At 68.1% G+C, this 23,673-nt stretch carries 21 protein-coding genes; 8 read left to right on the top strand and 13 right to left on the bottom strand.

Going from position 1 to position 23,673, the window contains the following annotated elements; all coding sequences use genetic code 11:
- Positions 1–2: 2 nt before the first annotated feature.
- Positions 3–263 carry a glutaredoxin family protein gene (locus ACKY0X_RS02570; RefSeq protein WP_409428186.1) on the bottom strand — a complete coding sequence of 87 codons (261 nt, stop codon included), beginning with the start codon at positions 261–263 and terminating at the stop codon, positions 3–5.
- A gap of 312 nt (positions 264–575) precedes the next feature.
- Between ACKY0X_RS02570 and ACKY0X_RS02565 the strand changes: the two genes are divergently transcribed.
- From ACKY0X_RS02565 to ACKY0X_RS02555, 3 genes are read left to right on the top strand one after another with little or no spacing between them, the layout of a single operon-like run.
- Positions 576–1,031 (top strand): nuclear transport factor 2 family protein, encoded by a 456-nt coding sequence (locus ACKY0X_RS02565; RefSeq protein WP_065041445.1) that lies wholly within the window; start codon positions 576–578, stop codon positions 1,029–1,031.
- A 55-nt stretch (positions 1,032–1,086) separates the two neighbouring features.
- Positions 1,087–1,974 carry an HAD family hydrolase gene (locus ACKY0X_RS02560; protein WP_409428185.1) on the top strand — a complete coding sequence of 296 codons (888 nt, stop codon included), beginning with the start codon at positions 1,087–1,089 and terminating at the stop codon, positions 1,972–1,974.
- Positions 1,975–2,033: 59 nt separating this feature from the next.
- A complete protein-coding gene (locus ACKY0X_RS02555) occupies positions 2,034–2,561 on the top strand; it encodes a MaoC family dehydratase N-terminal domain-containing protein (protein ID WP_065041447.1) in 528 nt (175 codons plus the stop codon).
- Positions 2,562–2,681: 120 nt separating this feature from the next.
- Here ACKY0X_RS02555 and ACKY0X_RS02550 read toward each other — a convergent pair whose 3' ends face one another.
- The 9 genes from ACKY0X_RS02550 to ACKY0X_RS02510 all read right to left on the bottom strand — a co-directional run bounded on the left by ACKY0X_RS02550 (position 2,682) and on the right by ACKY0X_RS02510 (position 10,277).
- Positions 2,682–3,710, bottom strand: a complete 1,029-nt coding sequence (locus tag ACKY0X_RS02550; RefSeq protein ID WP_409428184.1) for a lysophospholipid acyltransferase family protein — start codon at positions 3,708–3,710, stop codon at positions 2,682–2,684.
- Between the two features lie 4 nt (positions 3,711–3,714).
- The gene (locus ACKY0X_RS02545; RefSeq protein ID WP_065041449.1) at positions 3,715–4,830 is read right to left on the bottom strand and encodes an SDR family oxidoreductase; all 1,116 of its coding nucleotides are present in this window, start codon (positions 4,828–4,830) and stop codon (positions 3,715–3,717) included.
- 147 nt (positions 4,831–4,977) lie between these two features.
- A complete protein-coding gene (locus tag ACKY0X_RS02540) occupies positions 4,978–5,079 on the bottom strand; it encodes a 30S ribosomal protein bS22 (protein WP_003402602.1) in 102 nt (33 codons plus the stop codon).
- Between the two features lie 193 nt (positions 5,080–5,272).
- Positions 5,273–5,482, bottom strand: coding sequence for a helix-turn-helix domain-containing protein (locus ACKY0X_RS02535; RefSeq protein WP_024442553.1), 210 nt, complete (start codon positions 5,480–5,482; stop codon positions 5,273–5,275).
- 139 nt (positions 5,483–5,621) lie between these two features.
- Positions 5,622–6,482: a pyrroline-5-carboxylate reductase gene (gene proC / locus ACKY0X_RS02530; protein WP_409428183.1), complete on the bottom strand. Its 861-nt coding sequence runs from the start codon at positions 6,480–6,482 to the stop codon at positions 5,622–5,624.
- A 65-nt stretch (positions 6,483–6,547) separates the two neighbouring features.
- A complete protein-coding gene (locus tag ACKY0X_RS02525) occupies positions 6,548–7,378 on the bottom strand; it encodes a thioesterase family protein (protein WP_409428182.1) in 831 nt (276 codons plus the stop codon).
- 33 nt (positions 7,379–7,411) lie between these two features.
- Positions 7,412–8,254, bottom strand: coding sequence for a sugar phosphate isomerase/epimerase family protein (locus ACKY0X_RS02520; protein WP_409428181.1), 843 nt, complete (start codon positions 8,252–8,254; stop codon positions 7,412–7,414).
- A 17-nt stretch (positions 8,255–8,271) separates the two neighbouring features.
- Positions 8,272–9,285 carry a hypothetical protein gene (locus tag ACKY0X_RS02515; RefSeq protein WP_409428180.1) on the bottom strand — a complete coding sequence of 338 codons (1,014 nt, stop codon included), beginning with the start codon at positions 9,283–9,285 and terminating at the stop codon, positions 8,272–8,274.
- Positions 9,282–10,277, bottom strand: a complete 996-nt coding sequence (locus ACKY0X_RS02510; protein ID WP_409428179.1) for a hypothetical protein — start codon at positions 10,275–10,277, stop codon at positions 9,282–9,284. Before ACKY0X_RS02510 ends, ACKY0X_RS02515 begins: the two co-directional genes overlap by 4 nt.
- Before the next feature lie 71 nt (positions 10,278–10,348).
- Here ACKY0X_RS02510 and ACKY0X_RS02505 point away from each other — a divergent pair, with 71 nt between their 5' ends.
- The 5 genes from ACKY0X_RS02505 (at position 10,349) to ACKY0X_RS02485 (ending at position 17,688) form a co-directional block, all read left to right on the top strand.
- On the top strand, positions 10,349–11,143 hold the full coding sequence (locus ACKY0X_RS02505; protein WP_409428178.1) for a hypothetical protein: 795 nt from the start codon (positions 10,349–10,351) through the stop codon (positions 11,141–11,143).
- 298 nt (positions 11,144–11,441) lie between these two features.
- On the top strand, positions 11,442–12,239 hold the full coding sequence (locus tag ACKY0X_RS02500) for an ABC transporter ATP-binding protein (RefSeq protein WP_233428654.1): 798 nt from the start codon (positions 11,442–11,444) through the stop codon (positions 12,237–12,239).
- Positions 12,221–14,752 carry an FtsX-like permease family protein gene (locus ACKY0X_RS02495; RefSeq protein WP_409428177.1) on the top strand — a complete coding sequence of 844 codons (2,532 nt, stop codon included), beginning with the start codon at positions 12,221–12,223 and terminating at the stop codon, positions 14,750–14,752. Before ACKY0X_RS02500 ends, ACKY0X_RS02495 begins: the two co-directional genes overlap by 19 nt.
- Positions 14,753–14,781: 29 nt before the next feature.
- Positions 14,782–16,149, top strand: a complete 1,368-nt coding sequence (locus ACKY0X_RS02490; protein WP_409428176.1) for an FAD-binding oxidoreductase — start codon at positions 14,782–14,784, stop codon at positions 16,147–16,149.
- 90 nt (positions 16,150–16,239) lie between these two features.
- Positions 16,240–17,688: an amidase family protein gene (locus tag ACKY0X_RS02485; RefSeq protein WP_409428175.1), complete on the top strand. Its 1,449-nt coding sequence runs from the start codon at positions 16,240–16,242 to the stop codon at positions 17,686–17,688.
- A gap of 105 nt (positions 17,689–17,793) precedes the next feature.
- On the opposite strand, the gene ACKY0X_RS02480 is transcribed toward ACKY0X_RS02485, so the two are convergent.
- From ACKY0X_RS02480 to ACKY0X_RS02470, 3 genes are all read right to left on the bottom strand, one after another.
- The gene (locus ACKY0X_RS02480) at positions 17,794–20,028 is read right to left on the bottom strand and encodes a hypothetical protein (protein ID WP_409428174.1); all 2,235 of its coding nucleotides are present in this window, start codon (positions 20,026–20,028) and stop codon (positions 17,794–17,796) included.
- 256 nt (positions 20,029–20,284) lie between these two features.
- Complete coding sequence (locus ACKY0X_RS02475; RefSeq protein ID WP_409428173.1) at positions 20,285–22,510, bottom strand: PE family protein; 2,226 nt, start codon at positions 22,508–22,510, stop codon at positions 20,285–20,287.
- Between the two features lie 171 nt (positions 22,511–22,681).
- The gene (locus ACKY0X_RS02470; protein ID WP_409428172.1) at positions 22,682–23,671 is read right to left on the bottom strand and encodes an NAD-dependent epimerase/dehydratase family protein; all 990 of its coding nucleotides are present in this window, start codon (positions 23,669–23,671) and stop codon (positions 22,682–22,684) included.
- Positions 23,672–23,673 lie beyond the last annotated feature (2 nt).

Here is a 23,673-nt window from a genome sequence, read left to right as displayed (position 1 = left end):
CCTCATGAACCCGCCAAATCTGCACGTAGGCGGGCCTCGTCGACCTCCCAGTAACTGTGCTCTCGTCCGTCGAGCAGCACCACCGGCAACCGGTCGCCGAATTCGGCTCGCGGGCCCGTGTCCCCGGCCGCCGCGGCGGCGTCGACGTCGACTGTCTGCAGGTCGAACGCGAGTTCGGCCGCCAGCTGGAGCAGCTGGTCGTGCACCTGCACGCAGACCGGGCAGCCCTCGCGGGTGAGCAGCTGTACCTGGTGGCGGGTCATGGCTCCAGTGTTGCAGGGCTGTCACCGGCCCGCCCAGGCCACCGGGTCCATGCGGCGGTTCCAGCTTCGCCTCTCCTCCGTCGAGCCTCGCTGAACCACCGGGCCCATGCGGCGGTTCCAGCTTCGCCTCTCCTCCGTCGAGCCTCGCTGAACCACCGGGCCCATGCGGCGGTTCCAGCTTCGCCTCTCCTCCGTCGAGCCTCGCTGAACCACCGGGTTCTCTGGATTGTCGCGACGACCCCAGCTGCATTGAATTACGGTGTGACCGGCCACAAGCCGCATCTCCCCTAACCCCGGCGGACAGAGCAAGCCATGAACCCCAGCGCGGTGTCGATCACCAATCTGCTGTATCGCTATGCGGAGTTGATGGACTCCGGTGACCTCGACGGCGCTGCGGCACTGTTCGCCCACGCCCGGATCAAGGCCGACCCCGAAGGCACGGTCATCCTCGACAGCGCCGGCATCCTGCAACTGTGGCGCGGGCTGGTCACTCTTCACGCCGACGGCACGCCACGCACCAAGCACGTGATCACCAACCCGATCCTCGATATCGACGAGGTCGCCGGGACCGCATCCTGCCGGTCCTATTACACGGTGCTGCAGCAGACTGAGGCGGTAGCACTGCAGGTGATCGCCGCCGGGCGCTATCACGACACGTTCGAGCGGGTCGATGACGTCTGGCGGTTCAGTTTCCGCGACTACTCGATGTTCGACCTCAAAGGTGATCTACGCGATCACCTGGGGGTCATCGGCCCTGCAGCCGGATAGGGTTGATGACGGCCGGAGCACCGGCCCTGAGCCCAGACGCGGAAGGAGTCGGGTGATGGCATCACCGGGCCCGGCCGACGGGGTATCCGCGGCCGAAGTGGCATCGCTGACCGACGCCAACGCAGAGCGGGCGCTCGCCGATGTGGCCGAGGCCGAGACGCCCGCACCGGTCGACCTGACCGCCGCCGCGTTCTTCGACGTCGACAACACCCTGGTCCAGGGCTCCTCGATGGTGCACTTCGGCCGTGGGCTGGCCGCCCGCAACTACTTCACCTACCGCGATGTCATCGGGTTCGTCTACGCGCAAGCCAAGTTTCAGCTCACCGGCAAGGAGAACAGCGACGACGTCGCGGCCGGTCGGCGCAAAGCGCTGGCGTTCATCGAAGGCCGACCGGTGTCCGAGCTGGTCGATCTGGGCGAGGAGATCTACGACGAGATCATCGCCGACAAGATCTGGCCCGGCACCCGCGAGTTGGCCCAGATGCACCTCGACGCCGGGCAGCAGGTGTGGCTGGTCACCGCGACCCCCTACGAGCTGGCCGAAACCATCGCCCGCCGGCTCGGATTGACCGGCGCGCTGGGCACCGTCGCGGAGTCGGTCGACGGGGTGTTCACCGGCCGGCTGGTCGGCGAGATTCTGCACGGGCCCGGTAAAGCCCACGCGGTGCGGTCCCTGGCGATCCGGGAGGGGCTGAACCTGCGCCGTTGCACCGCCTACTCCGACAGCTTCAACGACGTGCCGATGCTGTCGCTGGTCGGCACGGCGGTGGCGATCAACCCCGACGCCGCGTTGCGGGAGACGGCACGCAAGCGGGGATGGGAGATCCGCGACTTCCGTACCGCGCGGCGGGCGGCGCGGATCGGCGTGCCGTCGGCGCTGGCGCTGGGGGCTGTCGGAGGGGCCCTGGCTGCGGCCGTGGCGCACCGGAACGAGCGCGCCTGACCTGCTCGCTGATAGGCTTCCGCCGCCGAGCACCACGGCGAGCGGAGGGGTAAACCGGCATGTCAGTACACACCGAATCGCAGGGAGTCATCGGAACGCACTACCGGTTCCCGGACTATTTCGAGGTCGGCCGGGAGAAGATTCGCGAGTTCGCCCGCTCCGTCAAAGATGACCACCCAGCCCATTTCGACGAGGCCGCTGCCACCGAAGCCGGGCATCCGGGGCTGGTGGCTTCGCTGACGTTCCTGGCGGTTGCCGGGCGTCAGGTGCAGCTGGAGATCTTCGAGAAATTCGACATTCCGATCAACATCGCCCGGGTGTTGCACCGCGACCAGAAGTTCACCTTCCACCGGCCGATCGTGGCCGGTGACAAGTTGTTCTTCGATACCTACCTGGACTCGGTGATCGAGTCGCACGGCACGGTGGTCAGTGAGGTCCGCAGCGAGGTCACCGATGAGAACGGCGAGCCGGTGGTGACCAGCGTGGTCACCATGCTCGGCGAGTCGGTCAACCAGGACGCCGACACCGAGGCCGCGACGATCGCCGCCCTCGAGGCGATGCGCGATCGGGCACTGGGCAAAAAGTAGGCGTCCAAGCACGTTGAGATTGCGTCCAGGGTCGTGGACGCGGCGACATGCACAGCCCTGACGGCAATCTCAAGGAGCGGCCGCGCCTATCGGTGCTGGTGAGGTGCAGAGTCGCGGTGCTCAGCCGAAGAACATGTTGCGGCGACCGGCGAGCAGCCGGTACAGCGTCTGCTGAATGGTCTCGCGCACCTGGTCGGTCAGCTCGAAGGTGACCATCGGGTCGTCGGCGGCACCCGCCTCGTAGTCGGTGGTCTCAATCGGTTCACCAAAGGCGATGTGCCACTTCGACGGCATCGGCACCAGCCCGGCCGGACCAGCCAGCGGAAACAGCGGCGTGATCGGGAAATAGGGCACGCCCAGCAATCGGGCCAACAGCTTGACGTCGGCGATCATCGGGTAGATCTCCTCGGAGCCGACGATCGAGCACGGCACGATCGGCGCCTGGGTGCGCAGGGCCGCCGAGACGAAGCCGCCGCGACCGAACCGCTGCAGCTTGTAGCGGTCCTTGAACCGCTTGCCCAGGCCCTTGTAGCCCTCCGGGAAGACGGCGGTCAGCTCGCCGGCCTCCAGCAACCGGTTGGCATCGGAGGTGCACGCCATGGTGTGGCCCGCCTTACGGGCGGTCGGGCCGATCACCGGCAGGTCGAATACCAGGTCGGCGGCGAGCATCCGCAGGTTCCGCTGCGCGGGGTGATGGTCACGCACCGCCACCGAGAGCATCAGCGCGTCCATCGGTAACACTCCGGCGTGGTTGGCCACCACCAGCGCCGGCCCATCGATCGGAAGGTTCTCGATGCCGCTGACCTCGACGCGGAACCAGTCGTTGAAGAACACCCGCAGCAACGGCAGCACCACGGCTTCGTTGAAGTGCGGGTCGAAACCGAATTCGTCGACCTGGTAATCCCCGGTGATCCGCTCTCGCAGGAACGCGGCGACCGCGCTCACCCGGCGGGCGAATTCACTCGGGGTGGGCGCGGCGGCACCGGTGGTCCCCGCGGTGCCGCGACGCTCGCCGAGTTCACGGACGACCGCGGCGACCTGATTGGCCGAAGCCTGTTCAGCGGGACCCGCCAGCGCCGACGGATGCCTGCGCAGTGAACTCGAATGCTTGTGCAGCGGAATGACTTTCGCCTTCGAATCATCAGCCATAGCGCTAACCTCCCCGCACCCTGGTGAAGCTGATATCCCCCATGCGCTGCGCTGCGCTCACTGTTCGCCGCTCCACCGAACGGACCCACTTGGGATCGACGATCGGGTTCAGCCCCCGACCCCGCACGTAGTCATCAAAAGCCTCGGCGGTGGTCCATTTGGCGCTGTACCCGAGTTCGGTTCGCATTCTAGTCGTGTCCATCACCCGGCCAAAGCTCAAATAATCCAGCTGCTCCCGGTTGATCTCGGTGTAGTTGTTCGCCCGGCGCAGCGAATCCATGACCCACAGCCCGACACCCGGCAGTGGCATTGGAACGCGCCCTGACCTGCGGATCGCCTGCGACATCATGATGATCCCGTCGGCGCCGACGTTGAACGTGCCGGCCTTGCCGGCCATGGTGGCCCGTTCCAGGGCGCCCAGCGCGTCCTGCTCGTGCAGCAGCTGCAGGCGTGCGTCTCGGCCCAGCACCATCGGGACCAGGGGGCCGGCGAGGTAGCGCGACAGGGCGGTGTCCATGGCCGGACCGATCATGTTGGCCATCCGCAGGATGGTGACCGCGATGTCGGGCCGACGCCGACCCAGCCCCCGGGCATAGCCCTCGATGTCGATGCTGTCGCGGGGGAACCCCTGCGTCGGAGGACGGCGACTGGTGCTGTCCTCGGAGAACAACACCGGGTCGCGCGAGCACGACCCGTAGACCTCCGAGGTCGACTTGAGCACCACGCGCCGCACCGAAGGCGCCTTCTGACAGGCGGCGAACAGCTGCATCGCGCCCATCACGTTGAACTCTTTGAGCGCCGCCCCACCACCGGACCTCGGCACGTACGACGCCGCCGCTGCGTGCACGACGGTGTCGACCTCGCTGTTTCGAATCACCTTGGCGATAAAGGGGTTACGGATGTCGGCACGGACGAACTCGGCGCGCCCCATCCGGCGCAGCATGTCCTTGCTCGGCATGACCGCATCCACAGCGATCACCCGATTGATCAACGGGTTCTGCGTGAGCCTTGCGGTGAGGAATCCACCCAGGAACCGGCACGCACCGGTGACCAACACAACCTTGGGGTAATGCCGGGCGTCACTTCGCGTGCCGTCGCTCGGGGGTCCGGCCTCGTCCACCCCGTCAGCCTAACGGCCACGCCGGAAAAGCAATACCGACGAGCGGCCCGTTGTCGAGCGTGCAGCCAACGTCACACCCGGTGCGCGAGCGCGAAGCTAACTTCACGCTCGGCACGGCTCGGGGGGCCTGGACAGACCCGGGCGGAGTTACTTACCGAGTTTTCTGCGCTGCACGCGGGTACGGCGAAGCAGCTTGCGGTGCTTCTTCTTCGACATGCGCTTGCGCCGCTTCTTGATGACTGAACCCATGAACTCCGCTATCTGCTTCTGCCCGCGCCGCCGAATGGGCGCTGCTGAACTTGATCGACCCGGTTACTTTACCCGTAGGCAGGCACGGACCGGAAAACCGCACCTGGCCCCGACCACAAGGCCACCAAGACAGCCGACCCCGGGCGTCGCCGTGCGGCGACGCCCGGGGGGCGCTTACCGGTCGACCGGCTCTTTAGCCCGCGTCGAAGAAGGAGGTCTCCAGTAGGTCGTGCACCGCCTTGGCGTGCACCCGGAAGGACCGTCCCACCCGTACCGCGGGCAGCTCGCCGTTGTGCACCAGGCGGTACACCGTCATCTTGCTGACCCGCATCAACGCAGCCACCTCGGCCACGGTGAGAAATTGTGTCGTGTCACGCGCCGAAGGCCCGTTCGCAGACGTCATCGTTACCCATTTCAATCAGGCACGTGCAGTCTCAGCGGCTTCCCCTCCGCTGCGCCCACACGCACAGACATAGAGGAGAATAGCGGGACGGATGGGGTTCCTGCGACTAGTGAGAGCCAATATGTGAAAAATAAGTGAATTACTCTGATGTAATTCTTAGCTGCTCAGAGCGTGTTTTTGCGGCCTGCACCGCCCGATCGATCGAGGTCCGCAGGCCACCGGCCTCCAATTCACGCAGTGCGGCCGCAGTGGTCCCTCCCGGCGAAGTCACCATCGCTCTCAGGTGGGTCGGGGCGGTGTCGATACCCGCATTCGACGCCCCCTCGCTCTCACCGCGCTCCTCCAGCAGCATCTGCGCCGAACCGGCCATCGTCTGCACCGCCAAGTCGGTGGCCGCCTGCCGACTCAATCCGGCCGCCACCCCGGCATCCACCAGCGCCTCGACCACCAAGAAGAAGTAGGCCGGCCCGGAGCCCGATACCGCGGTGACGGCGTCCATTTGCTCCTCCGGAACGATCGCCACCGTCCCGACGCACTCGAACAGCGCAGCGACCTCGCTGACCTGCTCACTACTAGCGAACCGGCCCTTTGCCAGCGCGCTGGCGCCGGCGCCGACCTTGACCGGGGTGTTGGGCATCACGCGCACCACCGCAGCTCCGGCCGGGAGCTTGGACTCCACGTACCCGGTGGTGAGTCCGGCGACGATCGTGACCAGCACCTGCTCGGCGTTGTCCCCGGAGGCGGCCGTGACGCTCTTGGCGAACTCCTCGACCACGGCGTCCACATCCTGTGGCTTCACCGCGACGATCACGACGGAGGCGTTCTCGATCGCGTCGGCGACCGTGGTCACCAGGACCGAGTACTTCTCGGACAGCTGCCGGGCCCGCTCGCCGTACCGCTCGGCGACCACCAGGTCCTTGACCGGGCGGCCCGCAGCCAGCAGCCCCGCCAGCAACGCTTCGCCCATATTGCCGCCACCGATGATCGCGATTCTGGTCATGGCGACAGCATTTCAGACCCGGCCTGCCAGCGCGCTGAAGCCCAGTCCGCAGGCGGGTCGCCCCGCTACCGCGCAGGCACCATCGCCAACTGGCGGGTCTGCACCACGATGCGGCCCTCGCAGTCGACCACGGTGTGGTCCTCGTCGAACCAGTCCTGGCCGATCTGCACGCAGCTGCAGATCACGCGCAGCCAGCCGTCGGCCGGGATGGCCCGCAGGTAGGCGGTGAGCTGCACGGTGGGCGCCCAGCCGTTGCGGTTGACCGCGAATGTCACCGGAGCCGACACATCGCCGCACAGCAGCGCGAAGAGCACGTCGGGCGCGGCATCCTTGGGTCGCACCCACATCTCGATCACCGGCGGGCCGCCGTCCGAGCGGGGGCCGAGCGTGGTCAGCGCCGGCCGGATATCGCAGCCGTGCGCCAGGTGCACGATGTGTTCCATCGGGTGGCCCGGACCGATCGGCTCCAGGCCCGGCGGAGGCTCCGGCGTCATCAGCGGCACCACCGGGTTGAACGACAGCAGTGGCGGCGCCTGGTGCTCCGGCTCACTGAGCGTGATGGCGGCACGCACCGCGGTGCGCTCGCCCTGGTTGAGTTCGACGTCGACGAGGCTGACCCGGCGGCCACGCTTGCGGATCGTGGTCACCAGCTGCATCGGGCCGGGATCGGGTGCCCACAGATAGCTGGCCGACACCGCGACCGGTTGCAGTCCGCCACCGTGGGCAGTGCGGGCGGCGTTGGCGCACAACGCCAGCATCGCCCCACCGTGCACCTTCGGGCCGATGGTCCAGTGCTCGTTGAGCTCACCGGTAAACGACGCGACGTCGTCACTGTCGTCCTGGCCGTCGATGCGCACCAGGGTCATGGCATCGGTGAACAGCGTGGAAGAGGTCACGCGTGGGCTCCTTGTATCTCAGCGATCAGGCGATCAGCGCAGCAGATGCGTCCGGGCGAACTGCAGCGATTCGGTCAGCAGCGCCTCGCGCTCGTGCGGCGAACGCGCCTGCGAGGTGGTCACTTCCAGCACCACGTGACCGGTGAAGTCACTGGCGGCCAGCAGCTGACACACCTCGGCAGTCGGCTGGTCACCGCGGCCGGGCACCAGATGCTCATCGGCCGGCAGGCCGGTGCCGTCGCACAGGTGCAGGTGTGTCAGCCCCGAGCCCATCCGGCGCGCCATCTCCAACCCGTCGGCGCCAGCGGTCGCGGTGTGCGACAGGTCCAAGGTGTAGTGCGCATGGTTGCCGTCGAGTGGATCGTGGGACGGCGCAAACGCCGAAATCCCCGCTCCCGGACCGCCTCCGCGGCGACGCATTCGTTCGCGGGACTGATCGGCCCCGAAGAACCGGTCGGCGCGGAACGGGAACATGTTCTCCACCGCCACCGCCACATCACTGGTGGCCTCCAATTCGGCGACTTGATCGCTGAAGCCCTCGGCGTAGCGTCGCTGCCAGCGAAACGGCGGATGCACCACCACGGTCTGGGCCTCGAGCTGCTCCGCGGCCCGGACGCTGCGCTCCAGCTTGGAGATCGGGTTGGAACCCCACACCCGTTGTGAGATCAACAGACACGGTGCGTGCACCGACAGCACCGGCACCCGGTACTTGTGCGACAACCGCCGGACGGCGCCGATGTCCTGGCTGACCGACTCCCCCCACACCATCAGTTCGATGCCGTCGTAGCCGAGCCGGGCCGCATACTCGAAGGCAGCCTCGGCCCGTAGCGGGTAGACCGAAGCGGTCGACAATCCGACCTTGATGGCAGGGCGCACGAAGTAATAGTGAACGGCTAATTAGCGTGCAACGCCAGCGGCCCCAACGTAACCAGCAAACCGACCGCGACCGCGATCAACGTACTGACGATGTCGACGGTCTTGCGGACTGCCTGCACCGCGGCCACCAGACCGAGCGTGACCAGGACCGTGAGCACCAAGGCCACGATGCTGTTCCACCGCCACAGTTGGTCGAAAACGATGAACAGGCCGCCGCCGAACGCCACCGCCAGGATCGACTGCAGCACCACCAGCAAGCCGCCCACCACACCCGGACGGCCGACGTACTCGTCGGCCGGCTCGGCCTCAGCGGCCGCCTCGGCGCTGTCGGCGCCGTCAGCCTCGGCGTCCCCGTCGGCGTCGGCAACCAGGGCGGAGCCGCCCGCTCGTCCGGTCGAGCGTCCCTTGGTCAGGAACGACCGTACGAATGCGGAGTCCCCGGTCGGTAATTCGGCATCGCGAACGTCGCCCTCCATGACGTCGACAGCGATATCGGTATAGGTATCAACCGGATCGGGCCGCATCCGTTCGGCACCCGAGCCGGTCGGCCGGGTTTCGTCCGGCTGGCCGTTCTCTGCCGCGGGCGGTGGGTCGGTTCGACGCATCGGTCGGGGGTAGGCACTTTGCTCAGGTCCGCTGCCACGTGGCACCTGTGGCGAGGACTTGGGCCAGCGCGGCTCGGCTGCCGGCCGCTTGGCGGGTTCCACCCGCTGCACGGGACGCGGCCCGGTCGCCGGTCGGTCCTCCTCGACGAAGCCGGGTGCCGGACCGACGGGCAGAGCGCCACTCGGCTCACCGTCGGTACTTGCCGACGGCGGAGGCGCGGCCTCAACCTCGGGCGGAGCCTCGTCGCGGATGATCGGGATCTCGCCCGTCAGTTCGGCGACCGTCACGGCGTCGGCATTGCCGCGCCGGCGCCGGCGTCGCCCGGTGACCGGCGGGGCACCGATATTGCCGTTCTTGGCGAGCAGTTCGGCAACCGAGATGGGTCGCGTCTCGACGTCGCGGGGGTCAGGCTTGGGTCCACTCATCGGTGCCCTCCCTTTGACCGCGCCGCGGCCATATCCGCCGCCGGGGATCCGAACAGGGTGACACCGTCGGCTTCACTGTCGAGTCTGCGCAGGATCAAGCCCTCCCGCAGCGCCCACGGGCAAATCTCCACCGTTTCGATCGACAGCGCTCGCATGCTCGCTTCCGCCACCAGAGCACCCGCCACGATCTGTGGCGCTCGCTCGGCGCTCACCCCTTCCAATTCGGCCCGATCAGCCGTGGTCATCCTAGAGATGAATGATATGAGCTGCCTAAGGCCAGTGGCGGTCAATGTGCGCCGGACGCGCGGGCCGGCGGCCGACGGCGCCGCCCCGGTGAGCCGCGCCAGCGAACGAAACGTCTTGGAGCTCGCGACCGCCAGATCGGGCGGCCCGGCCTCCAACACGGCCGCTGCGGCACCTGCCAACTCGGTGTCCAACCAGTCCCGCAGCATGGCCACCCGACGCCGGCCGGGCGGGTCTTCGGTCAGCCACTCCCGGGTGAGCCGCCCGGCACCCAACGGCAGGGACAGCGCCACGTCCGGCTCCTCGTCGACACCGCTGGACATCTCCAGCGAGCCACCACCGATGTCGAGGTTGTTGATCCGCCCGGCACTCCAGCCGAACCAGCGCCGCACCGCCAGAAACGTCAGCCGGGATTCGTCCTCGCCGGCGAGCACCTGCAACTCGACACCGGCCTCCGACCGCACCCGCGCCAACACTTCCTCGGAGTTGGACGCGTCGCGCACCGCCGAGGTGGCGAACGCCACTAACTCGGCACAACCCGAACTCGCTGCGATCGTGGCGAATTCGCTCACCGTCGACACCAGTTTGTCGGCTCCGCGCCGAGTGATCTTGCCGGAACTGTCGGTCGCCTCGGCCAGGCGCAACGTGGCCTTGGTCGAGCTCATCGGGGTCGGGTGACCACCACGGTGGGCATCCACCACCAACAGGTGGACGGTGTTGCTGCCGACGTCGAGCACCCCTAATCGCACGCACCCAACTTAGTGGGGCGAGGCCCGGACATGGTGAGGCAACGTGAATTTCTGGTCTAGCGTGGAGTTTCGTGACCCCCGCGCAGCACCGCTCCCATCCCGGTGAAGTCGATCTGGACTTCCCCCGCGAATGGGTGGAGTTCTACGACCCCGACAACCCCGAACACCTGATCGCCGCCGACCTCACCTGGCTGCTGTCCCGCTGGACCTGTGTTTTCGGCACCCCCGCCTGCAAGGGCATCGTGGCCGGCCGCCCCGACGACGGGTGCTGTTCACACGGTGCGTTCCTCTGTGACGACGACGACCGAGCCAACCTCGATGACGCGGTCGCCCAACTCACCGAGGACGACTGGCAGCTGCGCGACAAAGGTCTGGGCCGCAAGGGTTACCTGGAATACGACGAGAACGACGGTGAGCAACAACTGCGTACCCGCACCGTCAAGGGCGCCTGTATCTTCCTGAACCGGCCGGGATTCGCCGGCGGTGCGGGCTGCGCACTGCACATCAAGGCCGTCCGGCTCGGTGTGGAACCCCTGACGATGAAGCCCGAGGTGTGCTGGCAGCTGCCGATCCGGCGCAGCCAGGATTGGGTCACCCGCCCCGACGACACCGAAATCCTCAAGACCACGATCACCGAATTCGATCGGCGCGGCTGGGGCCCGGGTGGTGAGGACCTGAACTGGTACTGCACCGGCGACCCGGCGGCACACGTCGGCGCCCGGCAGGTCTGGCAGAGCCTGGCGCCCGAGCTGACCGAGTTGCTCGGGGCCAAGGCGTATGCCGAGTTGGCGGCGATCTGCGAGCGACGTAACGAACTCGGCCTGGTGGCTGTTCACCCCGCCACCCGGGCGGCTCGGCGCACCTGACCGGAGCAACGTGCACTTGGGTGGCCGCAAATTCATGACTCGGATCGCCGCAGGTCAGCTGGCGCTTTTTCGCCGGCACGAGGTTGCCGGGCGCGCGAGCTGACGGCGGGATCAGCCAGGTAGCGCGACGGCCGCCGGTGGTCGGGGTCACGACCGAACGATTTTCGGCAGGCGACCCACGCCGGTATGATCGGCCCATAGCGCCGCGTAGCGCACCAACTTCGCGGAGTGCGTACTGAATTGAGAAACGCGCCCAACGCGGGCATGATCGGTATTTTACGACGCCCGCCGGAGATTCATGATCAGGACCGAGATGCATACCGTGGATATGGAGCTCAACCGGAACGGGCACACGCCGCCGGTCGTTCTTAGGCCTCCCGTGGTCCTTGAAGCGCGCAAACTCAACAAACAGTTCGGTGAGGGCGATACCGCCACGCCGATTTTGCGCAACATCGATATCCAGATAACTCGCGGCGAATTCGTCGCCATGGTCGGCCCGTCGGGTTCGGGCAAGTCCACCCTGCTGAGCATCCTCGGCCTGTTGGACATGCCTACCAGTGGCGACGTCCTCATCAACGGCCAGAGCGTCTCGCAGCTCTCCCGCAAGCAGCTGGCCACCGTGCGATGTCAGACACTCGGCTACGTCTTCCAAGCCTTCAACCTTCTGGCGGGCCTTTCAGTAGTCGAGAATGTGATGCTCCCGGGCCTGCTGGCAGGCAAATCCGGCCGCGCCCAGCACGCGCATGCGATGAGCCTGCTCGACCAGGTCGGCCTGGCCGCCAAGTCCAAGCGCGTCCCGTCGGAATTGTCCGGCGGCGAACAACAGCGCGTGGCCGTCGCCCGGGCGCTTTTCATGAAACCCGACGTGATTCTCGCCGACGAACCGACCGGCAATCTCGACACCGTAAATGGCCAACGGGTTATTGACGCGTTGTATAACTTGAATGCGGCCGGCCAGACAATTGTTTTGGTGACCCACGACCGGAAAATAGCTGACGACGCTCCTCGTCTGATTTCATTGCTCGACGGTGAAGTTGAGACCGACAGCGGAATGGCTCACGCGGCAAACAATGTGACATGGCTCGCGGAACATTAGCCGCGACATTCGGCCTGCTGCGGATAATCAACTTCCGCGCCGTCCGTAAACACGCATTCCGGGCCGCACTGGCGGCATTCTCACTCGGCGGCGGTGTGGCAGTCGTCGTGGCCGTCATGATCGAGGTCACCAGCGTCTCCAAGGCCGTCGAAGACGTCGGCTACCAGATCGCCGGGCCCGCCCCGCTGCGCGTCGTGGGGGCGGCCACCCGCGGCGGCATCAGTCCCGCCGTCGTCGAAGACTCCCGGGCCGTGCCCGGGGTGGCGGCCGTGGTGCCGGTCATCCGGGGTGTGACCATGATCCGCAACGACGGCAAAGAGAGTTTCGGGCTGGGCCTGGGCGTGGACTGCTCCGCTCAGTGGATCGTCGACCCGAAGGTCTGCCAGACCGGGCAGGCCGAACCCCCGCCGGCGATCTCGAAGACCCTGGGCGACTCCCTGGACGCCTCGGCGACCCTGGTCACCGATGTCGGGCAGCTGTCGGTGGAGAAGTTCCAGCGGGTGGCCGACCTCGACGACGTCAACAACGGCCTGGTGGCGGTGCTGCCGCTGAGCATGGCCAAGGTGCAGTTCGCCCGCGGCGACCGGGTGGACATGCTGTACGTGACCCTGGACTCCGGCGCCAACGCCGATGAGGTCCAGCAGCGGCTGAAGACCACGCTCGGGCCCACGTACAGCGTGCAGCCCCGCAGCGAGCCGGCGAAGGGCTACAACGTCAACGACGTGCTGCTGCCCCTGCTGGGGATCTTCGCGCTGATCTCGATCGGCGTCGGGGTCATCCTGATCACCCAGATCACCCGGCTCTCGGTGGAAGAGCGCCGACGCGAGATCGCGATCGCGTCGGCATTGGGGGCCTCGCCGGCGTCGATCATGACCGGATTCCTCAGCGAGGCTGCACTGTTGGGTGCGGTGGGCTCGGCGATGGGCGTGCTGACCGGCATCGTGATCTCCGAACCGATCGTGGCCAGCGCCAGCGAGCTGACCGAGCGCTTCGTCGGCGTCACCGTCCCGGTGATCCTCAAGCCGGCGATCCTGGTGGTCGGCGTCCTGGCCGGCATCCTGCTGGCGGTGGGCGCCGCGATCGGCCCCGCCCTGTCGGCGTCCAACACTCCCATCGCGGCCGAGCTGTCGGGGCGCGCAGCGCAGGAACAGACCACGCAGCGCAAGATCTGGTTCAAGGCGCTGCTGCTGCTCGCGATCGGGCTGTCCGGCGTCATCGCGGCTCGACTGGCCACCCTGTCCGGGGCTCTGGTCGCCTGGCAGGCCATGATCGCCGATGCCGGCGCGGTCGTCGCCCTCGTCGGTCTCCTACTGGCCACGGCGTACTTGAGCGCGCAGGCGATCACCAGCCTGCGCCCGCGGCCGGACAAGGCGAACGGGGCCACGCTGACCATCGCGCTCAACGCGCTGCGCTCGGACCGGTCACGCACCGCGGCCATCTCCGGAGCTATCGCGGTGCCCGTCGTGGTCGCGATCCTGCTGTCCGGATTCCTGGTGGCGATCCACATCGGCGCCACCAAGGTCGCCGAATCGCAGGCGGACGGCCGCATTGCCATCACCACGACACAGTTCGCCGACTACGGACCCATTGACGCCCGATTCGCTCCGCAGACGGTCAACAAACTGAACTCCGTGGCCGGGGTGGAAAAGACCGAGCGGATGGCTGAAATCGAGATCAGTCTCAAAGACGGATCGTTGGCGCATATTCAGGCGCAGGATCGGCCGACATTTCCGTTCGGATTACTCGCGGGGCAATCCCCGGAGGCAAGCCAGAAAGCCAATCAGGTCGTCATCGGCAGCGTCCTGGCGCGCGAGAAGAATCTCCACATCGGTGACACTCTTGTATTTGGAAGTGGACTCGACGCGCAAGCCATGAGCATCGGCACCATTGTGGCCACGCCCGAATACGGCGGACGCCGGATATACATGCCCTACGCGGTCGCCGAGCAAATCTACGGTCCTCAGCCCGCCGGCCTGATCTTCGCCACCCCCGAGTCCGGGTTCAGCGCCGATCAGGTCATCGAAAACATCAAGGCCGCGCAGTTCGACCAGCCGCTCACCGCGGTGGACACCGACGGCTACGCAGCCGACATCGCAGCCTCCATCGGCCGCTACCTCACGCCGCTGAACACCCTGAAGTACGGGCTGCTCGCGATCGCCTTCATCTCGGTGCTGTCGACGCTGTTGCTGGTCGGAATCCGCCGCAGACGCGAGGTGGCGCTGATCCAGGCGCTGGGTGCCACCCGGCTGCGCGTGTTCAGCATTACCACCATTGAGGCCGTCGTCGCCGGCGCCGCCGGCGGACTGTTCGGCGCGGTGCTCGCCATCGCGATCTCCGAGGCGGTGCGGCGGGCAGCCGTCGTCAACGTCGGGCTGGTCACGCCGCTGGTGTTCCCCTGGACCGACGCGGTGGTCTACGCCGTGCTGGCCACCGTCGCCGCGGTTTTCGCGGCCATCATCCCCGCCTGGAAGAGCACTCGGTCCACTCCGGCGACTGAACTCCGCGACGAGTGAGCTCGCCGCGCTGACCCGTTAAGGATGCGATGACAGCCACCACCCCCACCGTCCCAGGCTTCACCGGCGACGCCGTCTACCCGGGTGATGCTCGCTACGACGAGGTGCGCCAAGTCTTCAACGGTCTGATCGACAAGCGCCCGCGCGTAGTACTGCAGTGCCGCTCGCAGGACGACATCGTCGCCGCTGTGCGCTATGCCGTGGAATCGGGTGCCCAGATCGCGGTGCGCAGCGGCGGTCACAGCGTCGCCGGCCACTCGGCCACCGACGGCGGCATCGTCATCGACCTGACGCAGATGCGCGGAGTGCGGGTCGACGCCCAAGCCCGGATCGCCTACGTCGACGCCGGCGCCACCTGGGGTGACGTGGACCCGGTCACCAGCAAGCACGGCCTGGCCTGCCCCGGCGGGGTGGTCTCGACCACCGGCGTCGGCGGATTCTCGCTCGGCGGCGGCATCGGGTGGCTCTCCCGCGCCCACGGCATGACCTGCGACAACCTGATCGGCGCAACACTGGTGACCGCATCCGGCGAGGTATTGACGGTCAGCGAGACCGAGAACGCCGACGTGCTGTGGGGCCTGCGCGGCGGCGGCGGCAACTTCGGTGTGGTAGCCCAGTTCGTGCTGCGCCTGCACCCGATCGGCGGCGTGGTGGCCGGTGTGCAGTCCTACCCCGATGCCGATGCCGAGGCGGCCCTGCGGCACTTCCGTGCCCAGATGGACAACGCACCCGACCACCTGGCGTCCATCCTGGATTTCTCCTCCGACTTCACCACGGGCCAGTCGCTGGTCAACGTGCTGGCCTGTTCCACGCGCACCGATGCGATCGGCAGCGACGACGTAAGCGCCCTGCTCAACGTTCGCGGCGTGGCGGCCAAGCCGGTGGTGGCCGTGCAGCACAAGCTGGACTACTCGACCTGGCAGCAGGCCCTGGACTACACGGCGCCCTACGGCTGGCTGAACTACTGGAAATCGCTGTTCGTCACCGAGCTCACCGACGAGGCGATCCGGCGCATCGCCCTGCTGGGGCGGTCGCGCCCCTCGGCGCAGACCCGGCTGCACCTGATCCGGCTCGGCGGGTACGCCAGCCGGGTTCCGGAGGAGTCGACGGCCATCGTCGCCCGCGAACACCCGTACATCATTCATCTGATGGCGACGTGGACCGACGCGGGCGAAAGCGCACGCTGCACGGCGTGGGCCCGGCAGGCCTTCGAGATACTGCGGCCACTGGGCCCGGACAGCGCCTACCTGAACTTCGTCGGCGACGAAGGGCAAGACCGCATCCGAGCGACATTCGGTGACGCCGGATACCAACGTCTCGCCGAACTCAAGGCACGCCTGGACCCGGCCAACCGATTCACCTTGAACCACAACATCGAGCCTGCGGCGGGGAACTGACCACTCGGTAGTTCTCAGTGTGTCGCCAACGCGGACACACGTTTACGCCAGCGCACGGTAGGTATCGTTGTCCGCGGGGGAAAGGACGCAATGATGTCTGCCGCGCACGATGATGACTTGGCCTTCGCCGGCGTCGCGCGCTTGGCGCAGTTGGTGCGCGCGCGTGAGGTGTCGCCGCGCGAGCTGGTGACCCTGTACCTGGATCGAATCGCCCGGCTTGACCCGGTTTTGAACGTCTTTCGCACCGTGATGGGTGATCAGGCGATGGCCGAAGCGGCGCACGTCGAGCAGCGACTGGCGGCCGGCGAGGCACTGCCGTTGGCGGGTGTGCCGATCGCGGTAAAGGACGACACCGACGTGGCGGGTGTTTCCTCGATGTGTGGCACCGGAATTGACGTCGGCCCGGCGAGCGCCGACAGCGCAGCCGTGCGACGGCTCCGAGCTGCCGGCGCGGTGATCATCGGCAAGACTCACCTCTCGGAATTCGGCGCCTACCCGGTGAGCGAATCGGCGACCTGGGGAGTGACCCGTAACCCGTGGGATCTCTACCGGACCCCGGGCGGCTCCAGCGGCGGCTCGGCGGCAGCAGTCGCCTCCGGCATGGTGCCCGGTGCTACCGGCAGCGACAGCGGCGGCTCGGTCCGCATTCCGGCCGCCTGCTGCGGGCTGGTAGGCCTGAAGGGCCAGCGCGGCCGGATCAGTACCAAAGAGTCACCGGAGCGGGCGTATCGGTTCCACGGGCTCAACCACATTGGGCCGTTGGCCCGCAGCGTGATGGATGCGGCGCTGCTGCACGACGCGATGACCGGTCCCGAACCCGACGACGAGATTCCCTCGCCGCCGACGGCGCCACCACTGATGGAGGCACTACTGGCGCATCCGCGACGGCTGCGGATCGCGATGTCCTTCAAGCCCGTTGTGCCGGTGCCCGTCAGCGACGAGGTGCGCCGCCCCGTGCTGGAAACCGCAGAACTGTTGCGTTCGATGGGCCACGAGGTCATCGAGCGTGACCCGGTCTATCCGGTCATGGGGATCGCGGCAGTGCTCGCACTGTTCATGAACGGGTTCGCTCACGAGATCGAGCGGCTCCCGAAAACCGAACTGCTGGAACGGCGTATGCAGGCCGAGGCTCGCACCAGCAAACTGGTCCCGGATTGGCTGGCTCGCCGGGCCGTCGCCGCGGAGCCGCGAATCACCGCCCGCTCGCAGCGCAGGATCGCCGATTTCGACATCTTGATGACTCCGGTGCTGGCGATCCCGCCGGTGCGGGTGGGCTATTTCGAGGGCCTCGGGCCGACCCGGGCGATGCTTCGGATGCTCAAGTTCATCCCGTTCACCTTCCCCCAGTGCTACAGCGGTCAGCCGGCCATCTCCGTCCCGACCGGGATCGCCGCCGACGGCCTACCCGAGGCGGTGCACCTGGTGGCCCGGGCCAACGACGAGGCCACCCTGGTCTCATTGGCAGCGCAGATCGAGTCGGTGCAGCCCTGGACGCAGCGGCGTCCGCCGACCGAAGCACTGATCTCGCAGGTCGGCTAGGCCGCCCCGAACCCAGCAAAACGTTGCGGGAACAGGAGTTTCGAGTCAAAGACCACGAAACTCCCGTTGCCGCTAACGGATCCTCCTGGCAACGTTAGGCGTCGCTCAGCCGTCGAGTCCCGGTGTTCCCTGCGAACCGTCCTTGCCGCCGGGGCCACCCTTACCGCCGGGTGCGCCGGTCGCGCCACCGGTACCGCCGGCACCGCCGGTGCCATCACCGACGCGCCCCTTGTAGCCACCGACGCCGCCATCTCCGCCCCGCCCGTCGCCGTTCGGTCCGACGATGCCGCCGTCGCCGCCCGCACCGCCGCTTCCGGGGGCGTAGACCCCGCCTGTGCCCGCGGCGCCGTCACCTCCGTTGCCGCCGTCACCGCCGTCGCCTTGCTCGGAGCCCGCGTGACCCTGCCCACCGACACCGCCACTACCGCCGTACTCAGCGCCGCCCTTGCCGCCATTGCCGCCCGCGCCACCGTCGTTACCGCTGGAGCCGATGCCTCCTACGCCGCCAGCACCGCCGGGGCCGGCACTGCCGTTGCCGCCATTGCCCGCGCCGCCGCCACCACCGTAGAGACCGTCGCCACCGTCGCCGCCGGAACCGCCCTTGCCGCCGAAGACACCCGGCCCGCCCAGACCACCTGTACCGCCGTGGCCACCGGTGCCGTTGACCGCGTCGCCGCCGGTTCCTCCGGTTCCTCCGGTGCCTCCGGCGCCCTTGTAGCCCGTGCCGCCATCGCTACCGTTCCCGCCGTCACCGCCGTACAAACCGGCGTTGCCGGCGTCACCGCCCCGGCCGCCGTTGCCGCCGGCATACCCATCGGCACGCCCGCCGGCTCCGTAGCCACCGTCGCCGCCGTCGCCGCCGTTTCCTCCCGGGCGCGCAGCCACGCCGTCGTTGCCGCTGGCCGCCCGCGTGCCGTCACTGTTGTCGCCGCCGGCTCCGCCCTTCCCAGCGGTGCCGTTGTCGCCGCCGTTGCCGCCGGCACCGCCGTTGCCGCCGGCCCGTTCACCCATTTCAGTGGGCCCTCCGGCGGTACCCCAGGCACCGTTGCCACCGTTGCCTCCGTCGCCGGCCCGGCCTGCCGTACCCCCGGCGCCACCGGCGCCGCCGGTACCGTTGCCGCCGCTCCAGAAGTTCTGCGCCGTACCTGCCGCACCACCTTGACCACCTGAGCCACCGCTGCCGCCGGATCCGCCATCTCCCCCGGCGACACCATTACCGTCGCCGCCCTCGGCAAAGGTGCCGTCCGCACCGTTGGCGCCAGCGCCACCGGACCCGCCGCGGCCACCGACGCCGCCGGCACCGCCGCTACCGCCGTTGCCGATCAAGAACGCACCGCGGCCGCCACTGCCACCGTTGCCACCGCTGGCACCGGCCGCACCCGATTCACCGTTGCCCGTTCCGTTGCCCTCGAACGTGCCATCCGAGCCCCACGTTCCCGCGCCGCCATTGCCGCCCACACCGCCGGCACCGCCGTTACCCGTGTGAATACCCGCGCTGCCGCCGCTGCCGCCGTTACCACCGACGGTGGCCTGTTGGTCAGGCGAAGCATCCAGGCCCTGGCCGCCATTGCCGCCGTTGCCGCCGTTGCCGATGCCGAACCAGGTCCGCCCATCACCGCCGTTGCCACCGTTGCCCGCAGCGACCACATTGCCCAACGTGTCGATCCGTGCGGCCGCACCGGCACCGCCAGCTCCGCCGTGGCCCATCAGCAGACCGCCCACACCACCGTCACCACCGTCGCCGGTCACGACCAGGCCGTCGATCGTCGCGGTGGCGCCCGCGCCGCCATCGCCGCCATCACCGAAGATCCCGGCCGCTCCACCGTCGGAACCGTCAATGCCGTTGCCGCCGTTACCAAACAGCCAGCCACCGTCCTGCGCCCCGACCAGCTGACCGCTGTCGGTATCGATGTAGGCGTCGGCACCATTGCACGCGATGCCACACGAGTCACCAAAGGCGAACAGGCCGTTCAACGGCTCCAGCCACCAAGCGTTGGCCGAGTTGTCAATGATCGCCTGAACCGGGTCATAGATGGCGCTGTACAGCTGCTCATCAAAGGCCGTCCAGGCCGACCTCAACCAATTTCCCGCGGACTCAGCGCTGCCCGCCGCCAGCATCTCGGCCATGCCATCGGCTTCCGGGCCGAAAAGCAATCCCTCGTCGCCGGCATCCGCACCGAACCAAGACAGCGGATCCCACAGATCGAAGTCCGCCTGCGCAGGAGCCGCCACCACCGGCGTCATCCCAAACGCGAGAAACGCCCCCACCGACGTCGCGGCACCCAACACCCGACGACCACGACCAGGACGCACTCCCCCGTTGCGGCTACGCTCCGACACTCCGGCTCCTCTAGCTGAGATATGGCGCACTGGAAACCAGGTGCGACCTGAATCAACCCTTAGATTTTCAGCAAAGCGGACGTTAGCACCGTTTTTGGGAGTCGATATCGGCAATCGGCGACTTCCCGCCAATATTTCTTTCGAAGCCGGATCATCAACCGCGCCACGTGAATTGGGGCACGCAAGTGAACGTCAGTTCAGCAAACGCGGGCGCTTCAGCGGCCAGCCGGCCATTTCCGAGTTTCAGGCGCGTCGCTCACCCATTGGCGCCGTTGGTTCCGTGGGAGCCGTCGGCGCCACCGGGACCGCCGTTGCCGCCGCGCGTGCCATCGCTGCCGCCGGCGCCGCCGGTGCCGCCGATACCGTAGCCGTCCGGCCCCTGGTAGCCACCGGTACCACCGTCACCGCCCCGGCCGTCACCGTTCGGTCCGACGGTGCCACCGTCACCGCCGATACCACCAATTCCCGGTACACCGGGCTTCTCGTCCCCACCTGCGGCGCCATCACCGCCGTTACCGCCCGCGCCGCCGACGCCGTTTGCCGAACCGGCATGGCCGCTGCCCCCCATGCCGCCGGGAGCGCCATTGTTCGCGCCACCGTCACCACCGTTGCCGCCCGCGCCGCCGTGGTTACCGCTGGAGCCGTTGCCTCCCGAACCTCCGGCCCCTCCGCTTGCACCAGCACCATTGCCGCCGTTACCGCGGCCACCTCCGCCTCCGTACAAACCGTTGCCGCCGTTGCCACCATTGCCACCGGCGCCGCCCTTGACATCCCAGGCCGAGGGCCCGCCACCGCCGGCGGAACCGCCGTCGCCTCCGGTCCCGTTCACGGCGTTGCCGCCGTCGCCACCATTGCCACCGACTCCGCCGACGCCATCCTCTGCGTAATAGCCGGCGCCCCCACCGCCCCCGTAGCCGCCGTCACCTCCATACAATCCGGCATTCCCGGCGTCGCCGCCCCGGCCGCCGTTACCACCGGCATACCCGTCGGTCTCCCCGGCCGCTCCAATGCCGCCGTTGCCGCCACGACCGCCGTTTCCGGCCGGTCCTGCATCCGCACCGGCGGCCCCGCTGGCCGCTGTCGTGCCATCGCCATTGCTGCCACCGGAACCGCCGGCACCCGCAGTCCCGTTCTCGCCCCCGTTGCCGCCACGGCCGCCGTCGCCGCCGGCAGTGTCCCCGATGACGCTGGCGTTTTCACTACCGTTGGCGCCGTTGCCACCCCGGCCACCGTCGCCGGCCTCGCCCGCGGATCCACCATCGCCGCCGACTCCGCCGACTCCGCTGACGCCGCTCCAGGAATGCTGTGCCACACCGGCCGCACCGCCCCGGCCGCCAGCACCGCCATTACCGCCGGAACCGCCGTTACCGCCGGCACCACCGTTGCCGTTGCTGTCATCGGCAAAAGTGCCTGCCGCGCCCCTGGCACCGTCGCCGCCGGACCCACCGTTGCCGCCGAGGCCACCGGCTCCGCCGCTGCCGCCGTTGCCGATCAGGAATGCTCCACGGCCACCGCTACCGCCGTTACCGCCTTCGGCACCGGCGGATCCATTTTCACCGGAGCCCTCGGATCCGGTCAGGCCAGCGCCACCGTTACCTGCTATCCCGCCGTTGCCGCCATTGCCGGTGTGAACGCCGGCATTGCCGCCGTTGCCGCCGTTACCGCCGATGGTGGCCTGGTAGTCGGAGGAGGCGTCGAGTCCCTGACCACCGGCACCACCGTTGCCGCCATTACCGATACCGAACCAGGTCCGACCGTCGCCGCCATTGCCGCCGTTGCCCGCGGCGACCACATTGCCCTGCGTGTCGATTCGTGCGGCGGCACCGGCACCGCCAGCGCCGCCGTGCCCCATCAGCAGGCCACCCACGCCACCGTCGCCACCGTCGCCGGTCACGACCAGGCCGTCGATGGTCGCCGTGGCACCCGCGCCGCCGGCCCCGCCATCGCCGAAGATCCCGGCAGCGCCACCGTCGGAGCCGTCGATACCGTCACCGCCGTTGCCGAACAGCCAGCCGCCGTCCAGCGCCTCGATCAGCTGGCCGGTGTCGGAGTCGATGTAGGCGTCGGCACCATTGCAGACGATGCCGCACGAAGCGGCGGTGGCGAACAGGCTGTTCAACGGGTCCAGCCACCAGGCGCTGGCCGGGTTGTCGATGATCGCCTGGACCGGGTCGTAGATGGCGCTGTAGAGCTGCTCATCGAACGCCGTCCAGGCGGCAGTTAACCAGTTTCCCGCCTCAGCGCTGCCGGAAGCCAACACGTCGGACACGACATCGGCTTCCTGGCCGAGCGGCAGTCCCGCATCGCCGGTGTCCGCACTGAACCAGGACAGCGGGTCCCACAGGTCGAAGTCCGCCTGCGCAGGAGCCACCACCAGTGGCGTCATTCCGAAGGCGAGAAACGCCCCCACCGATGTCGCGGCACCAAGCGCCCGACGACTACGACCCGAACGCACTGCCCCGTTGCGGTGACGCTCCGACACACGGCCTCCTTCGTCCACGGCCCGCAGGAGACACGCCGCGCGGCAACCCCTTTTGCTGAGCTAGACCTTAAATTTTGGCAAACCCGACCTTAGCATCGGGGCCGGGGGGTTGGTTCGGATTTGCGTCACTAATTGACGCCGTGGCCTATTTTGAGCCGCCGACCTGGTCGGCTAGTCCAGGTAGCCGTTGTCGCGGTACCAGTCGTGGGCAGCCCGCAGCGCCGTCGCGAAGGGCGTGAACGGTACACCAAGTTCCTGCCGGGACTTGCTGGCATCGGCGAAGATCTCGGCCGTCGACAGCCGCATCTGACGGGCATCGATCGGCAGCCGCGGACCCACCACGGCTCGGGCAACGCTGACTCCAGCCGCGGCCACCGGGATAAACCAGCGCGGCAACATCACCGACGGCCCACGACGCCCGAAAAGTTCGCAGGCGCCGGTGAATGCCGCACGAAACGACAGGTTCTCACCACCGAGGATGTAGCGCTCCCCGATCCGGCCGCGTTCGGCGGCGGCGATGTGTCCCGCCACCACGTCGTCGACCGAGACGAAGTTGGTTCCACCGGGAGCGGCGAACCACAGCCGGCCCTGCTTGGCCTCGACAAGCATCGCGCTGGCGATGCGGTTGACGTCGCGAGGGCCGATGACCACCGACGGATTGACGATCACGACAGGCAGACCGGCCGCGGCGGCCTTCTGCAGCTCAGCCTCCGCCAGATGCTTGCTGTGCCCGTACGGGAACTGCCGCGGGCGGATGTTGAACTTATCAGTCTCGACCAGCTCATGCCCCCGGACCGGGACGCCCAGTGCGGCAAGCGAACTGGTGTAGACGAAACGCTTGACTCCGGCGCGCGCGGCGGCGGTCGCCATATCGCGGGTGCCGTCGACGTTGGTGCGGTAGAGCCGGGTCTGCGTCCGGTAGCGCCAGTAGTCCGAGATCGCCGCGGTGTGAAACACCCAGTCACAGTCGGCCATTGCCTCGGTGAGTGCGTCGACGCCGTCGTTGACGTCGCCGATCCGGGTCTCGCAGTCCAAACCCTCCAGAGCGGCCATCGGCGAGGTCGAACGGCGCAACACCCGCACCTGGATTCCTCGCTCGAGCAGCGCGGCAACCAGGTTCGAGCCGACGAATCCGGTTCCCCCGGTGACGAATGCGCGCATGC

The sequence above is a fragment of the Mycobacterium sp. SMC-11 genome, from assembly GCF_046250095.1.
In the GTDB taxonomy this organism is placed as follows: domain Bacteria; phylum Actinomycetota; class Actinomycetes; order Mycobacteriales; family Mycobacteriaceae; genus Mycobacterium; species Mycobacterium heraklionense_A.
Note: the sequence above shows the minus strand (reverse complement) of the source record. Positions and strands in the feature narration are given on the sequence as shown.

Excerpts from the sequence above, each read along its gene's own strand:
- ACKY0X_RS02570 (WP_409428186.1), bottom strand. The coding sequence starts at position 263 with ATGACCCGCCACCAGGTACAGCTGCTCACCCGCGAGGGCTGCCCGGTC.
- ACKY0X_RS02565 (WP_065041445.1), top strand. The coding sequence starts at position 576 with ATGAACCCCAGCGCGGTGTCGATCACCAATCTGCTGTATCGCTATGCG.
- ACKY0X_RS02560 (WP_409428185.1), top strand. The coding sequence starts at position 1,087 with ATGGCATCACCGGGCCCGGCCGACGGGGTATCCGCGGCCGAAGTGGCA.
- ACKY0X_RS02555 (WP_065041447.1), top strand. The coding sequence starts at position 2,034 with ATGTCAGTACACACCGAATCGCAGGGAGTCATCGGAACGCACTACCGG.
- ACKY0X_RS02550 (WP_409428184.1), bottom strand. The coding sequence starts at position 3,710 with ATGGCTGATGATTCGAAGGCGAAAGTCATTCCGCTGCACAAGCATTCG.
- ACKY0X_RS02540 (WP_003402602.1), bottom strand. The coding sequence starts at position 5,079 with ATGGGTTCAGTCATCAAGAAGCGGCGCAAGCGCATGTCGAAGAAGAAG.
- ACKY0X_RS02535 (WP_024442553.1), bottom strand. The coding sequence starts at position 5,482 with ATGACGTCTGCGAACGGGCCTTCGGCGCGTGACACGACACAATTTCTC.
- proC (WP_409428183.1), bottom strand. The coding sequence starts at position 6,482 with ATGACCAGAATCGCGATCATCGGTGGCGGCAATATGGGCGAAGCGTTG.
- ACKY0X_RS02515 (WP_409428180.1), bottom strand. The coding sequence starts at position 9,285 with ATGAGTGGACCCAAGCCTGACCCCCGCGACGTCGAGACGCGACCCATC.
- ACKY0X_RS02500 (WP_233428654.1), top strand. The coding sequence starts at position 11,442 with ATGATCAGGACCGAGATGCATACCGTGGATATGGAGCTCAACCGGAAC.
- ACKY0X_RS02495 (WP_409428177.1), top strand. The coding sequence starts at position 12,221 with ATGGCTCGCGGAACATTAGCCGCGACATTCGGCCTGCTGCGGATAATC.
- ACKY0X_RS02490 (WP_409428176.1), top strand. The coding sequence starts at position 14,782 with ATGACAGCCACCACCCCCACCGTCCCAGGCTTCACCGGCGACGCCGTC.
- ACKY0X_RS02485 (WP_409428175.1), top strand. The coding sequence starts at position 16,240 with ATGATGTCTGCCGCGCACGATGATGACTTGGCCTTCGCCGGCGTCGCG.
- ACKY0X_RS02470 (WP_409428172.1), bottom strand. The coding sequence starts at position 23,671 with ATGCGCGCATTCGTCACCGGGGGAACCGGATTCGTCGGCTCGAACCTG.